Below are 15,698 nucleotides of genomic sequence, written 5' to 3'. Positions count from 1 at the left end.
CACTGCGGAGTGGTAGTTCAGTTGGTTAGAATACCGGCCTGTCACGCCGGGGGTCGCGGGTTCGAGTCCCGTCCACTCCGCCACTTATTCAGAGGTTCAGCTCTTTAAAACTGAAATAGGGGTGTAGCTCCAATTGGCAGAGCAGCGGATTCCAAATCCGCGTGTTGGGAGTTCGAATCTCTCCACCCCTGCCATATTTAAGGCTCTAGCAGAAATGCTAGAGCCTTTTTGCTTTCTGAAGCTAATTATACGCCATTAGCAAAGCAGCGGATTCCCCGGCTTGCCAAAATAGCGCGTGTTGGGAGTCTAAACCTCTACTCCTGCCACATACAAAGCCTCAGCAGAAATGCTAGGGCTTTTTTACGTCTGTTGCTTCTTCGAAGCTATGTTTGGATAACTAGGCGCTTTTAGCTCACCAGTGTGGTCGAATCTCCGGAGTGCTGGCTCATTCGAGCCCTGCCATATTTAAGGATCTAGACTGCGCGTTCCGGCAGAAGTGCTAGAGCCTTTATTATTCCTGTCATCTTTAGAAGCAACGCTAAAAGCCCCGAGTACTCCTTTAGCTATATCTATCTGCTCAACACTCATTTTGCTCTGTTGTTCTGCTAATAAATAAGGCTATAGCAACGAGATGTTAAGTCTCGTTATTTCAGCTTTCAGGTGAAAGGTTCAAGCCTTTCGATTTATGCTTATAAAACTTGAGGGTGGTTTATTAGGTAGACTAGCGAGTGCGCATAAGAATGAATTATCTGCGTGGCTTAACTTCCTGAAATAGTTCTGGCCAAATTTAATGTTCACCCTACATTAAGTTTTTGAGTACTCCAATAATAGTACATCAACTACCCAAGGTAAGCTCTATGTTCCTTCAGCTAGCGTGCAGTAAAGAAATCGGTGGATCTGACTTTCATTAGGTATAAAAAAGGCCACCTACAGTAGGCGGCCTCGGTTGATCTATTTAGATGTTAATCTAGCTCTTTCTCAGCTTGCTTCGCTTTCTCTATCATAGGAGTAATTGTTGAACCTTGGACTAAGATTGAGAACACAACAACAGCGTATGTCATGACGAGGATAATCTCTTTTACATCTATTGCCTTGTCTTCAATCACCCAGATACCTGAAGGGATTGAAAGTGCCATGGCTAGAGCTAGTCCACCACGCAAACCACCCCAAGTTAAGATCTTGATTGACCAAGGGTTGTAAGTTCTAAAGCGTTTGAATCCGATATAAGACAAGAAAACACTTAGGTAGCGTGCACTTAGCACTAGAGGTACTGCGAACGCCATTAAGATCCAGTCTTCTTGGTGGAATTTGAATAACAACATCGACATACCGATCAATAAGAACAATACGCCATTTAAGAATTCATCGATTAATTCCCAGAAGTGGTCTAGGTGATCCTCACTCTCTTTCGAGAATCCAATAAAGCGAGTCCAGTTACCAATCATGATACCTGATACCACCATTGCTAACGGTCCTGATACATGTAGGACTTCAGCAAAGGCATAACCAGCTGTAGGAATACCTATGGTTAATAGCAACTCCATCGAGTGGTCATCGGTGTTGCTGATTAGGTAATGGAATATTAAACCTAGAACAAAGCCATACACGATACCACCGATAGCCTCTTGGACGAATAACATGGTCACGCTACCTACAGTCGGTGCTTCTGTACCGAACGCAATGGTAAATAGGGTTACGAAGATGACTAGGCCAAAACCATCGTTGAATAGAGATTCTCCCTCGATTTGAGTAGAGATTCGTCTGGGAGCATCGAGCTTCTTCACTATTGCTAATACAGCGATTGGATCGGTTGGAGAGATTAGAGAGCCAAACAGTAAACAATAAATTAGATCAAATTGAATGCCGATGAACTGACAAAACCCATAGAGCACAAATCCAATAAAGAAGGTTGAAAACAGTGTTGCACCTAATGCGAGCACTGTTATTTCCCATTTCTGATCTTTTAGATTAGGTAACTTAATCCCCAAACCACCTGCAAAGAGTAAGAATCCCAGTATTCCTTTTAGGAGGAAGTCTTCAAAGTTGATACTGGCAACGGTTTCTGAGGCGATGTCAGCCAATTGGAACCAATTGTTTTGTCCCGCAATGATAATCAATAGAGACAGCATCATTGAGCCAGCTGTGATGGCGATGGTTGTCTGCATTTTACCAATTTTGGTATTAACGAAAGCAATAAGCATGGCAGCAGCGGACAAGAAGCATAAGGTGTAATAGACCGACATTGGGAACTCAATATGTAACAAAATATGAATATTAATTCTCGTTCTCTCATGCTCAAATAGCAAACATTTTTTGTCATGACTTGGTCATTTACTTTATGTTTTAGACGTCTAGACTCCTTTTGAATGTGTGGTAGGATGGAGAGATAATTAAAGGAATGAGGTTGTATCGTGGGAAGTAATGTAAGGCAAAAGATTGACGCTCTGTTGAAGCAACGAATTTTACTGATTGATGGTGGCATGGGTACCATGATTCAGGATTATAAATTGGAAGAGCAAGACTATCGCGGTGAGCGATTTGCTGATTGGCATAGTGACTTAAAAGGTAACAATGACCTTTTGGTACTTACACAACCTAAGCTTATCAAAGATATCCATATGGAATATTTGGAAGCCGGTGCTGATATCCTCGAGACCAATACCTTTAACTCTACAACCATCGCTATGGCCGACTACGATATGGAAAGTCTTAGCGAAGAAATTAACTTTACAGCTGCAAAATTAGCTCGTGAAGCGGCAGACGAATGGACGGCAAAGACCCCAGACAAACCTCGTTTCGTAGCGGGTGTGTTAGGTCCAACTAATCGAACTTGTTCTATCTCCCCAGACGTTAATGATCCGGGCTATCGTAATGTTAGCTTTGATGAGCTTGTTGAAGCGTACTCAGAATCGACGCGAGCACTTATCAAAGGCGGCTCAGATCTTATTCTTATCGAGACTATCTTCGACACGTTAAATGCAAAAGCATGTTCTTTTGCGGTTGAATCTGTTTTTGAAGAGGTAGGCATCACGCTTCCTGTGATGATCTCCGGTACCATTACTGACGCATCAGGTCGTACGCTTTCAGGGCAAACAACAGAAGCTTTCTACAACGCCCTTCGTCATGTTAAACCTATCTCATTTGGATTGAACTGTGCATTAGGCCCTGACGAACTGCGAGAGTACGTTGGTGAGATGTCTCGTATCTCAGAATGTAACGTTTCCGCTCACCCTAACGCGGGTTTACCTAATGCATTCGGTGAGTATGACCTTTCTCCTGAAGATATGGCTGAACACGTTAAGGAATGGGCCGAGAGTGGCTTCTTGAACCTAATTGGTGGTTGTTGTGGTACGACGCCAGAACATATACGTCACATGGCTGAGGCCGTTGAAGGCGTAACGCCACGTCAATTACCTGATTTGCCTGTGTCTTGCCGTTTATCTGGCTTAGAACCATTAACGATTGCTAAAGAATCATTGTTTGTAAACGTCGGTGAGCGTACTAACGTTACCGGCTCTGCTCGATTTAAGCGATTGATTAAAGAAGAGCTTTACGACGAAGCCTTGAGTGTGGCTCGAGAGCAAGTTGAGAACGGCGCTCAGATCATCGATATCAACATGGATGAAGGGATGCTAGACGCTGAAGCGTGTATGGTTAAATTCCTTAATCTATGTGCGTCTGAGCCAGAGATCTCGAAAGTACCAGTCATGGTCGACTCTTCAAAATGGGAAGTTATTGAAGCGGGTCTGAAATGTATTCAGGGTAAAGGCATCGTTAACTCGATCTCATTGAAGGAAGGAAAAGAGAAGTTTGTCGAACAAGCGAAACTGGTTCGCCGATATGGTGCTGCCGTTATCGTGATGGCGTTCGATGAAGTTGGCCAAGCTGATACTCGAGAGCGTAAGGTTGAGATTTGCACTAATGCCTACAATATTCTGGTTGATGAAGTGGGCTTCCCACCTGAAGATATTATTTTTGACCCGAACATTTTTGCTGTGGCGACAGGTATTGATGAGCATAACAACTATGCGGTCGATTTCATTGAAGCTGTAGGGGACATCAAACGAGACTTACCTCATGCGATGATTTCTGGTGGTGTATCGAATGTTTCGTTCTCATTCAGAGGTAATAACTACGTTCGTGAGGCTATCCACGCAGTATTCCTATACCACTGCTTTAAAAACGGTATGGATATGGGCATCGTCAATGCTGGGCAATTAGAGATTTACGATAATGTCCCTGAGGATTTACGTGAAGCCGTAGAAGATGTGGTTCTAAACCGCCGAGATGATTCCACTGAGCGCTTGCTAGATATCGCAACTGAATATCTAGAGCGTGCAGTTGGAAAAGTTGAAGATAAATCTGCTTTAGAGTGGCGTACCTGGCCAGTAGAAAAACGCTTAGAGCATTCCTTAGTTAAAGGTATTACCGACTTTATTGTTGAAGATACCGAAGAAGCTCGTGTTAATGCCTCTCGCCCTATCGAGGTGATAGAAGGCCCATTAATGGATGGTATGAATGTGGTTGGTGACCTCTTTGGTGAAGGTAAGATGTTCCTTCCTCAAGTGGTGAAATCTGCACGTGTTATGAAGCAAGCGGTAGCTCATCTAGAGCCATTTATCAATGCAACCAAAGACGTAGGTGCAACTAACGGAAAAATCTTACTTGCGACCGTAAAAGGCGATGTTCACGATATTGGCAAAAATATTGTGGGCGTTGTCTTGCAGTGTAATAACTACGAAATTATCGATTTAGGCGTGATGGTTTCATGTGAAAAAATCCTTAAGGTCGCTAAGGAAGAAAACGTCGATATCATTGGCCTTTCGGGTTTGATCACTCCTTCACTGGATGAGATGGTACATGTGGCCAAAGAGATGGAAAGACAAGGCTTTAAGCTGCCTCTTCTGATCGGTGGAGCAACCACATCTAAAGCGCATACAGCCGTTAAGATTGAACAGAACTACTCCGAGCCCGTTGTGTACGTAAATAATGCCTCACGTGCTGTTGGTGTGTGTACCTCTCTACTATCTAACGAACTGAAACCTGCATTTGTCGAGAAGTTGGATATTGATTACGATCGCGTTCGAGATCAGCACAATCGTAAAAAACCACGTACTAAGCCTGTCACTCTTGAAAGAGCGCGTGCTAATAAAGTTGCTATCGATTGGGATGCTTATACGCCACCGGCACCCGCTAAGCCGGGAGTTCACATCTTTAATGATTTTGATGTGGCAACTTTGCGCCAGTACATAGACTGGACTCCATTCTTTATGACATGGTCATTGGTCGGTAAATACCCTGCAATTCTTAATCATGAAGAAGTGGGCGAGGAAGCGAAACGTTTATTCAAAGATGCCAATGATTTATTGGATCGAGTACAGAAAGAGAAGTTACTTGAAGCTCGTGGGATGTGTGCGATGTTCCCTGCCAACAGTGTTGGCGATGATATCGAGGTATATACCGATGAATCTCGTACTGAAGTGTTAAAGGTTTTGCACAACCTTCGTCAACAAACCGAAAAGCCAAAAGGCTTTAACTACTGTTTGTCTGATTACATTGCACCGAAAGATAGCGGTAAAGCGGATTGGATTGGTGGCTTTGCGGTGACCGGTGGTATCGGTGAACGAGAGCTTGCTGATGAATACAAAGCTAACGGTGATGACTACAACGCGATTATGATTCAGGCGGTTGCTGACCGATTGGCTGAAGCGTTCGCTGAATACCTGCATAAAGAAGTGAGAAAGGACATTTGGGGCTACTCGCCGGATGAGAATTTGTCTAACGACGATTTGATTCGTGAGAAGTACCAAGGTATTCGTCCCGCTCCAGGTTACCCTGCTTGCCCAGAACATACAGAAAAAGGTACGTTGTGGGAGTTGATGGAGGTTGAAAAAGCGATCGACATGTCACTAACGACGAGCTACGCGATGTGGCCTGGTGCTTCAGTGTCTGGTATGTATTTTTCACATCCTGATGCACGATACTTTGCGATTGCACAGATTCAACAGGATCAAGTGGATAGCTATGCCGACCGTAAAGGTTGGGATATGTTGGAAGCTGAGAAGTGGTTAGGCCCAAACATTAACTAGTTTGAATCTATAACGAGCTTTGATTCGTAACGTAAAAAAGAGAAAGGGTTGCTTAATAGCAACCCTTTTTGTATCTGTAATTTAGTTATTTATCTGTCGATGAGAAACGGACTATCTACTCAAATAACTCTTGATGAAGTTTTTGAATCGCTAACTTAGACACAGATTCATCTAGTAAGAAGCATAGGTTGTGTGGGCTTGCTCCGTAACAAATCATACGTAGGTTGAAATCTTCTAGAGTGCCGAATACCTGCTTTGCATAGCCTTTGCTTTCGCTCATGTTGTTACCAATAAGAGCAACAAGGCATAGGTCGTGCTCAATATCTACGGAACACAACTCTTCAAGCTCAAGGCGAGCGGCTTCAGGTAACTCAGGAGCACCACCAGAGGTATCGGTTTGATCGAGAGTAAGTGAGACACTGATCTCTGAGGTAGTGATAAGATCGACTGAGATCTTATGTTTAGCCAGGATCTCGAATACCTTTGCCAAAAAACCATAGGCATGGAACATGTTAGCGCTGCGTAGCGTAACCATGGTTTGGTTGCAGCGTAGGGCAAGCGCTCTGAACAGAGGAGAGCTTTCAACTTGTTGACGAATCCATGTTCCACCAAGCTCTGGTGCTTTTGATGAGCCGACAAAAACAGGGATTTGATGGCGTAGTGCAGGAACCAGAGTTGAAGGGTGTAATATTTTCGCGCCAAAGTTTGCCATCTCAGATGCCTCACTGAAGCTGATCTCTGGGATAGGAGATGCTTTCGATGCGATGCGTGGATCTGTGGTGTAGATGCCTGGAACATCAGTCCAAATTTCTAAGCCAATCGCTTGTACCGACTCCGCAATCAGTGCAGCTGAATAATCACTGCCGCCACGACCTAACGTTGTGGTGTTACCTTCGCTGTCGGCACCGATAAAACCTTGGGTAACGACAACTTGTTCTTCGCAAAGTGGAATCAGTTTCTGCTGTGCAAGGGCTGCAATATCTTCCAGTTGTGGTTCTGCTTTACCGAAATCATCATTGGTGCGCATCACTTCTCTGATATCAAAACGAGCCGCTGGTGTACCACGTTCGCGAATGATTTGAGCGAGGATATGTGTCGACATCAGTTCGCCACATGCCACTAGGTGATCGGTGAGTTTGGTACTGGCTTGGAATGATGCGGCTTCTGCAGCGCTCGCAATATCATCCAGAATACAGTGCACATCTTTTTCAATGCTAATTGGGTCAGCTAGCTGAGCAAGAATCGTATTATGAATGTCGGTTAACTGTGTTACTAGTTCTTGGCGACGAGTTTTATCTTGAACACCATTCGCGAGTTCAACAAGCAGGTTAGTCACGCCAGAGCATGCGCTACTCACGACCAGTTTCGTATTTGAGTTGTTTTCAATAATGGCAGCACAACGGCTCATTGCTTCAAAGTTGGCAACACTTGTTCCACCAAACTTAGCGACATTAAAAGAACCAGCTACATTAGATGCACTCACGATATATCTCCCACGATTTCCTAAAATAAAATTACTGTTGGGTAATCCAACGTCCGATGTTTTTCGAAGAGAGTTTTAGAGCAAAAAAGAGAGGAATTATTAGAATAGTAACCTCAGAAGCTCTTCACCATATAGAAATGGCGACAGTTAACGGGATTCAGCCCGCTCAACCGATAATAAAGGTCCTGCATCCTTTTATTATCTCGGCACTGCTCCCCATGAATGTTTTGTATTGGAAATGCGGTTCCACAAAACACCTGCCTGGGCAGTGCTCCTCTTCTGCTAGATAGCCATTTCATTGAACGTGTTTGCGCAAATAATGTCAATCCGTAACGTGAGATAATTGAAAAATAATTTTAACAATTATGTGACACTGGTTTGACCTCAATACTTATGGCTAATTGCTGAGGTAATCAATTTGCTTTAGGGTGGACTGTTCACAACATTAACGTAAGGGATATACATGTCTAATTTAACACTCACTGCTGCTATCGATAGTTTTTATCCGCCACACCGAACGTTAATGGGCCCGGGGCCTTCAGACATTTCTCCTCAAGTTTTACAGGCCTTAAGCCGTCCAACCATTGGTCACCTCGACCCGCTATTTATTGCGATGATGGATGAGCTTAAACAACTTCTTAAGTATGCATTCCAAACAGAGAATGAATTTACGATTGCTGTTTCTGCTCCAGGCAGTGCGGGCATGGAAACCTGTTTTGTTAATTTGATTGAGCCTGGTGAAAAGGTCATTGTTTGTCGTAACGGTGTTTTTGGTGAGCGTATGCGCGAGAATGTTGTTCGCTGCGGTGGTGAAGCGATCCTTGTTGATGACGAGTGGGGTAAGCCCGTTTCAGTTGAAAAGGTAGAAAAGGCATTGGCTGAAAACCCCGATGCTGTTGCTGTCGCATTTGTGCATGCCGAGACGTCTACTGGCGCGTTATCGGATGCTCAAGCTATTTCCGCAGTCGCTCGCCAGTTTGATGCATTGTCGATTGTGGATGCGGTGACATCATTAGGTGGTGTGCCATTGTTGGTTGATGAATGGCAACTCGATGCGGTTTATTCAGGCAGTCAGAAGTGTCTGTCTTGTGTACCTGGTTTATCTCCCGTGACGTTCTCTCAACGTGCTGTCGATAAAATGAAAGCACGTCAAGCTCCCGTACAAAGCTGGTTCTTGGATCAGAGCTTGGTATTAGGTTATTGGAGTGGAGAAGGTAAGCGTAGCTATCACCACACTGCGCCTGTGAACAGCCTATATGCTCTGCATGAGTCGTTGGTTTTATTGAAAAATGAAGGCCTGGATAATGCGTGGTCACGTCACCATGCGATGCACCAAGAGCTTAAAGAAGGCGTAGAAGCACTAGGATTAAAGTTTGTGGTTGATGAAGAGAGTCGCCTACCTCAATTGAATGCGCTTTACTTCCCTGAAGGGATTGATGAAGCCAAAATAAGAACGCAGCTGTTAGAAGAATATAATCTTGAAATCGGTGCAGGCCTTGGCTCTTTAGCTGGGAAGGCTTGGCGTATTGGTTTAATGGGTTATGGCGCTCGAAAAGAGAATGTAGCCTTATGCTTAAAAGCGTTGCAAGACGTTCTAAAATAGTAGCTATAAGCTGAAGTTCAAAAGAAAAGCGCACGAGAGATCGTGCGCTTTTTTGTGCCTAACCGAAAGGTCAGAAATGGTGCTTTAGTTCCGAGATCTAAACATCACTCAGCAGACGACAGGTTATCTTCTTCTTGTGATACTCTTTTATACTGAATCTTGGAAAAGTCTCGATTTGGGAACAAGAAGCTCGCTTCACTGCGAATTTGTTCTGCCTTGCTGTGATCACCTAATCCTTGATACGCGAGAATCAGGTTGCTGTAGAAAGCAGGCCTTGGCTTACTCTTTATGATCTCTAACGACCAATCTATATAAGGCTGGATCAGGCTAGGATCGGCTTTGTAGAGGCCGATATTTAGATAGGTACTGTACACGTCCCAATCATAGCGATCTTTCCATACTACGGGGTTCGTTACCTGCTTAAGAATGTCCGGGTTTTTCGGCTTAGACATTTCAAATTTAGTGAGTACATAATTGGTGTGTAAGGCACTCAGCATGTAAAAACTCACCAAGATAGGAACGACTAAGCTCGACACTCTGAATAGGGTTTTACTGACGATACTAAACGGCTGCTGATAGTGGCGAGAAGTCCGTTGATCGACCCAGTAAATCAAAATGATAAAGGTTATCCAGTGAATCGCCGAGTGGTAAAAAGGATACTCAAGCTGAGAATGTAAGAGTATTGGTATGAACAGCGCAAGTAGTGCTAGACGTGTTCCTTTCGCTGAGTTAGCTATGCGTGACATCACCAACACCGCAGCAATCAAGATCCCGATGATTGGTACTATTCCGCCCTCAACCCCCCAAAACAGGAACTCATTGTGTGGGTGATCCATTGAAGGAAGGCCGGGATGATAATTTGGGTTGAGTTGATGCTGGCGAGCTGTGTATAGCGTGTACTCGGATTCGAATTTCCCGTAGCCATACCCTGTAAATGGCTTTTCGATCATCATATCGAGCGCTTGTGGAAAGGTATAAGCTCGTGGACTTTCTAAGTTCGTCCTTTTACTTGCGAGGCTATCAGTTGCACTAAGGCTGATTACCGAAAAAGCAACCACGATACCGACTAGCACTGATGCGCACCATCCGTAGAAGCGTTTCTTGGTCGAGAATTTGTATAGATAAGGCAGAATACAGGCAAACCCAATGACGGCAGCCAACCACCCGGTACGTGATGCGATGATGATCAGCAAAGGTACGGTTAAGGCTGGTGTTAAATAAAGTAGAAGCGACTCGCTAATTTGGTGATTATATTTAGTTGGTTGTCTTGCTAAAAGATAAGCAGACAGCGCAAAACCAGTAGCAAGAAAGCTTGCCATTACATTGGGTTGTTGGAATATCCCATATGGTCGGTTTGCAGCAGTGTTGTAGCCAAATAGGTTGCCAGGTTCTAATAGGAAATATTGCACATAGCCAAATAGTGCCTGTATGACAACAGCAAGCACAATGAACCACAACATGCGCTGCTTGTGCTTATTGCTGAACTTAAATTGTTGCAGCACGACGAATAATGTAAAGCCCGCCCACAATCCAAGTAAGCGCCCTGACGCTCCTTGAGGAGCGGCGTTGCTGTATAAAATCGGCAGTGTGAGTATGATGCAGCTTATCAACAAGCCAATCGTTAATTTGGAATACTTGAGTACTCGGTTAGTAGCAAGTTGGTAGAAGCCAATCGCCAGCGTAAAGCTAAGGGCTAACCAAGTGGTTGGATTAAAGGATAAAGTAAGGCCTGAGCCTCCTGGGTTAGGCATGAAAAAATGCATGGCTAATAAGAATACAACAGCTAGAGAGGCCAGAAATGCTTTATTGAGTGGTAGCTTAGTTACCTGATTTTCTAGTTGGGTACCGCTAGTGTGTATTGTTGCCATAAATCCCTAACCTTATAAAAACAGAGCTTGTTCCTTCTGAAACAAGCTCTGTTACTTTAACATTTTTCTGTCTGCTCGCAGGACGCTATTTTACACCTACTTCAAATTTAACATAGGTTTAAGGAAGCGAGCCGTATGCGAACCTTCGACTAACGCCACATCTTCAGGTGTACCTTCTGCAACAATCTCACCACCACCTTGACCACCTTCTGGACCAAGGTCTAAGATCCAGTCTGCTGTTTTGACGACATCGAGGTTGTGCTCAATCACCACTACTGTATTACCGTGATCACGCAGCCTATGTAATACCGTCAATAGCTGCTGAATATCGTGGAAATGAAGACCTGTTGTTGGTTCATCAAGAATGTATAAGGTTTTTCCCGTGTCTCGTTTAGACAATTCACGCGCTAATTTAACGCGTTGCGCCTCACCACCAGATAAGGTCGTCGCTGCTTGTCCTAGACGAATGTAGGAAAGGCCAACATCCATCAATGTTTGCAGCTTACGAGCGATAACAGGAACAGGGTTGAAGTATTCACGAGCATCTTCCACTGTCATCTCTAGAACTTCGTCAATGGTTTTGCCTTTGTAGCGAACTTCTAAAGTTTCACGGTTATAACGCTTACCTTTACACACATCACACGGCACATACACATCTGGCAAGAAGTGCATCTCTACTTTGATGACACCGTCTCCCTGACACGCTTCACAGCGACCACCACGAACGTTAAAACTGAATCGACCTGGCTTGTAGCCACGAGATCGTGATTCTTGGGTACCTGCAAATAACTCACGAATTGGCGTGAAAATACCAGTGTAGGTTGCAGGGTTTGATCTTGGTGTGCGACCGATAGGGCTTTGGTCAATATCGATCACTTTGTCGAAATGCTCTAAGCCTTTTATCTTTTTGTGCTTTGCCGGAACTGCAGTTGTTGCACCGTTTAATTGAGTGTGGGCAACTTTAAAGAAGGTGTCATTGATTAGTGTAGATTTACCTGACCCCGATACCCCCGTAATACAGCTGAACAAGCCTACAGGGATCGTCGCAGTGACATTCTTTAGGTTGTTCCCCGTTGCGCCAACGATCTCGACGACCTTTTTCTTGTCGATAGGCGTTCTTTGTTTTGGTATCGCAATTTCTTTGGCGCCGCTCAGGTATTGCCCAGTTAAAGAATTCGGGTTTTCGATGATGTCTTGCATGGTGCCTTCTGCGACCACGTGTCCACCATGCACACCCGCACCTGGGCCGATATCGATAACATGGTCAGCACAACGGATTGCGTCTTCATCATGTTCAACAACAAGCACGGTATTTCCTAGATCTCTGAGGTGAACCAAAGTTTGCAGTAGACGTTCATTATCACGCTGGTGGAGGCCAATTGATGGTTCATCGAGTACATACATAACACCCACTAAACCAGCACCAATTTGACTTGCGAGACGAATCCGTTGCGCTTCACCACCAGACAGTGTCTCAGCACTGCGTGATAGGTTCAGGTAATTCAAACCAACGTTCACTAAGAAATGCAGACGATCATTGATCTCTTTCATTACTTTATCAGCGATCTGACCACGCTGACCGCTGAGCGATAAGTTTTGGAAAAACTCTAGTGCATCAGCAATGCTGAGCTGAACGATTTCTGGCAGTGTGGTATCACCAATGAAAACATTGCGAGCTTCTAATCTCAGGCGAGTGCCATCACAGCTAGAACACGATTTCGTTGATATGTACTTGGCAAGGTCTTCACGTACCGCGCTAGATTCAGTATCACGGTACCGGCGCTCTAAGGTATTTAATATTCCCTCGAATGGATGACGCTTAACTCGAATATCACCTCGGTCATTGATGTACTTGAATTCCACTTCAGTACGCCCTGATCCTTTAAGAATGATCTCTTGAGTCTTTTTAGGAAGAGAGTTGAATGGCACATACAGATCAAAACCATAATGGTCTGATAGCGACGTTAGCATCTGAAAATAGTAATAATTCTTCTGATCCCAGCCTTTTATTGCACCTTCTGCAATGCTTAGGTTCTCATCTAAAATCACTCGACTTGGATCAAAATATTGTTGAACACCAAGTCCATCACACGTACCACATGCACCAGCAGGGTTGTTAAATGAGAATAGGCGCGGCTCAAGTTCCTGCATGCTGTAGCCACACTTTGGACAAGCAAAGTTAGCTGAGAACACGATCTCTTCTTGTTCTTTATCATCCATCCAACCTACAACAGCGATACCACCAGAGAGTTCTAATGTGGTTTCAAACGATTCAGCCAGGCGTTGTTGAAGATCAGGACGAACCTTGAATCTGTCTACCACGACTTCAATGGTGTGCTTCTTGTGCAGTTCCAATGTGGGTGGATCGGACAAATCACAGGTCTCACCATCAATACGGGCACGAATAAAGCCTTGAGCCGCTAGGTTCTCAAGCGTTTTAACGTGCTCACCTTTACGTTCTTTGACTATTGGAGCCAACAGCATCATCTTTGAACCAGCCGGTAGCTCTAAGACTTTATCGACCATTTGGCTGATGGTTTGTGCTGCAAGAGGGGTATTGTGATCAGGACAGCGCGGCTCACCAACTCGCGCGTACAGTAATCTAAGATAGTCATAGACTTCAGTAATAGTACCGACGGTTGAGCGAGGGTTATGTGAAGTCGATTTTTGTTCTATGGAGATGGCTGGAGATAAACCTTCGATGTGGTCGACATCGGGTTTTTCCATGAGAGATAGAAATTGACGAGCGTAGGCCGACAAAGACTCAACATAACGACGTTGACCTTCTGCGTAGAGGGTATCAAACGCAAGTGACGACTTTCCTGAACCTGATAATCCAGTGATAACCGTCAGCTTATCACGAGGTATGGTTAGGTTAATGTCTTTGAGGTTATGCGTACGAGCGCCTCTAATTTCTATTTTATCCATCTCAACAGACCATGTAATTTTAAGTGGCTAAAGTATTACATAGAGTGAGATTTGTGCAAAGTTTTACTGGATAAAAAAACAGTAATAAAAAAGGGCGACTCTTTTGAGTCACCCTTGGAATCATTTAATGTGCTGTTAAACAAATCAATAGCTAAACAGCGAGTAAGCCAAAATTAGCGATTAAGCTTCTTTTGTGGTTGAGTGCTTACCTAGCTCGATTTGTTGTTGATCTTTTTTATATAGGTTTTCAAAGCAGTAATTTGTTGCTTCGATGTAGCCTTCAACACTACCGCAGTCAAAACGTTGGCCTTTAAATTTGTAAGCCAATACACAGCCTGCTTTTGCTTGTTTCAGCAATGCATCAGTGATCTGGATCTCACCGCCTTTGCCTGGTTCAGTCTGCTCGATAAGCTCAAAGATATCTGGGGTCAGGATATAACGGCCAATGATCGCTAGGTTGCTTGGAGCAGTGCCTGGCTCTGGCTTTTCTACCATGTCATCGACACGGAACAGGTCATCTTTGATCATCTCGCCAGAGATAACACCGTATTTGTGAGTCTCTTCTTCAGGAACTTCTTGTACTGCCACAATTGAACAGCGGAATTGCTTGTATAATGCAACCATTTGAGTCAGTACACCTTGCTGTTCGTTCACACAAAGGTCATCAGCAAGCACAACCGCGAACGGTTCATCACCCACAAGCTCACGCCCCGTCAAGATAGCATGACCTAGACCTTTCATTTCGCGTTGACGAATGTAGGTGAAGTTTGCTGCTTCAATCGTCTCACGAATATTGATTAGCAAGTCTTCTTTATTGGTACCGCTAATTTGGTGCTCAAGCTCGTAGTTCTTATCAAAGTGATCCATCAATGAGTGCTTACCACGGCCTGTAACAATGCACATACCATCCATACCTGCTTCGATGGCTTCTTCAACGCCGTATTCAATCAGAGGTTTGTTCACAACAGGCATCATTTCTTTAGGCATTGATTTAGTTGCTGGTAGGAAGCGTGTACCGTAGCCAGCTGCCGGGAAAAGGCACTTTTTGATCATGATAAGACCCTTTATCTATAATAATTATTGATTCAACTGATTTGTTGATATTTCTGAGGGCAACTCTAGCATATGTTATGTCGAAAATTCAGCAACAATACCTATGATTACTCGAGCTTCCCTCATTATTATTGTCAGATTAGAGGCGAAGCGGTTATGCAAGCAAGTTTTGGTTTGCCCATGCAATAGCTTGGACTCTATTTTTCACCGCTAACTTACGGAATATTTGATAGAGGTGGGATTTGACCGTGAATTCGCTAATGAAAAGGTCATCGGCTATTTGAGTATTTGATGATCCTGATTGAAGGCAGCGAATGACTTGGATTTCACGAATAGTTAAATCAACATTGGTTGGGGTCGTATTGGTATTGACCATGTTACGATAATAAAACAGAAGTTGATTAGTCACCTTCCTTGGTAACCAATTATCACCATCGATCACTTCTTGAAGACCACGAGCAATCTTGTCCTTTTGATCTGTGTTGTAAAAGAGTCCTTTTAATACCCCATAGGTCAGCAGTTCTGAGGTAGGAAGTTGCAGAGGAACATTGAATAAAATTATCTCATGATTCTTCCACATCACGGGTAGGTTAGGACAAATAGCCAATAGCTGTGGTACCTCTTTGTAATCAACGAGTAAGATGCGATTGCTCTGCTTTCTATCAACTAGCATC

Annotated in this window: 8 protein-coding genes, 2 tRNA genes and 1 riboswitch; of the genes, 4 read left to right on the top strand and 6 right to left on the bottom strand. The window is 44.1% G+C overall.

All coding sequences use genetic code 11. From position 1 onward, the window contains the following. Positions 1-6 precede the first annotated feature (6 nt). Positions 7-83, top strand: a tRNA-Asp gene (locus AB4232_RS07295). 34 nt (positions 84-117) lie between these two features. Then, positions 118-194: transfer RNA gene (locus tag AB4232_RS07290), tRNA-Trp, on the top strand. Positions 195-962: 768 nt separating this feature from the next. On the opposite strand, the gene AB4232_RS07285 is transcribed toward AB4232_RS07290, so the two are convergent. Continuing rightward, positions 963-2,243 carry a sodium:proton antiporter gene (locus AB4232_RS07285; RefSeq protein ID WP_017078851.1) on the bottom strand — a complete coding sequence of 427 codons (1,281 nt, stop codon included), beginning with the start codon at positions 2,241-2,243 and terminating at the stop codon, positions 963-965. Between the two features lie 168 nt (positions 2,244-2,411). Here AB4232_RS07285 and metH point away from each other — a divergent pair, with 168 nt between their 5' ends. Further along, on the top strand, positions 2,412-6,089 hold the full coding sequence (gene metH, locus AB4232_RS07280; protein WP_372086771.1) for a methionine synthase: 3,678 nt from the start codon (positions 2,412-2,414) through the stop codon (positions 6,087-6,089). Between the two features lie 115 nt (positions 6,090-6,204). Here the strand turns inward: metH and lysC are convergent, their stop codons facing one another. Further along, a complete protein-coding gene (gene lysC / locus AB4232_RS07275) occupies positions 6,205-7,572 on the bottom strand; it encodes a lysine-sensitive aspartokinase 3 (protein WP_371701451.1) in 1,368 nt (455 codons plus the stop codon). A 109-nt stretch (positions 7,573-7,681) separates the two neighbouring features. Beyond that, a riboswitch (Lysine riboswitch) is annotated at positions 7,682-7,859 on the bottom strand. A gap of 176 nt (positions 7,860-8,035) precedes the next feature. Here lysC and AB4232_RS07270 point away from each other — a divergent pair. Further along, positions 8,036-9,175, top strand: a complete 1,140-nt coding sequence (locus AB4232_RS07270; RefSeq protein WP_017098877.1) for an alanine--glyoxylate aminotransferase family protein — start codon at positions 8,036-8,038, stop codon at positions 9,173-9,175. Positions 9,176-9,279: 104 nt separating this feature from the next. Here the strand turns inward: AB4232_RS07270 and AB4232_RS07265 are convergent, their stop codons facing one another. The 4 genes from AB4232_RS07265 to AB4232_RS07250 form a co-directional block, all read right to left on the bottom strand. Further along, positions 9,280-11,043, bottom strand: coding sequence for a PglL family O-oligosaccharyltransferase (locus AB4232_RS07265; protein ID WP_372086769.1), 1,764 nt, complete (start codon positions 11,041-11,043; stop codon positions 9,280-9,282). Between the two features lie 96 nt (positions 11,044-11,139). Beyond that, positions 11,140-13,971: an excinuclease ABC subunit UvrA gene (gene uvrA, locus AB4232_RS07260; protein WP_372086767.1), complete on the bottom strand. Its 2,832-nt coding sequence runs from the start codon at positions 13,969-13,971 to the stop codon at positions 11,140-11,142. Between the two features lie 180 nt (positions 13,972-14,151). Continuing rightward, positions 14,152-15,024 carry a UTP--glucose-1-phosphate uridylyltransferase GalU gene (gene galU, locus AB4232_RS07255; RefSeq protein ID WP_009847870.1) on the bottom strand — a complete coding sequence of 291 codons (873 nt, stop codon included), beginning with the start codon at positions 15,022-15,024 and terminating at the stop codon, positions 14,152-14,154. Positions 15,025-15,178: 154 nt separating this feature from the next. After that, the coding region (locus AB4232_RS07250) for a LuxR C-terminal-related transcriptional regulator (protein WP_372086765.1) at positions 15,179-15,698 on the bottom strand (520 nt) is incomplete at its 5' end.

The organism is Vibrio sp. 10N.286.46.A8 (genome assembly GCF_041470165.1).
Taxonomy (GTDB): Bacteria; Pseudomonadota; Gammaproteobacteria; order Enterobacterales; family Vibrionaceae; genus Vibrio; species Vibrio tasmaniensis_A.
Note: the sequence above shows the minus strand (reverse complement) of the source record. Positions and strands in the feature narration are given on the sequence as shown.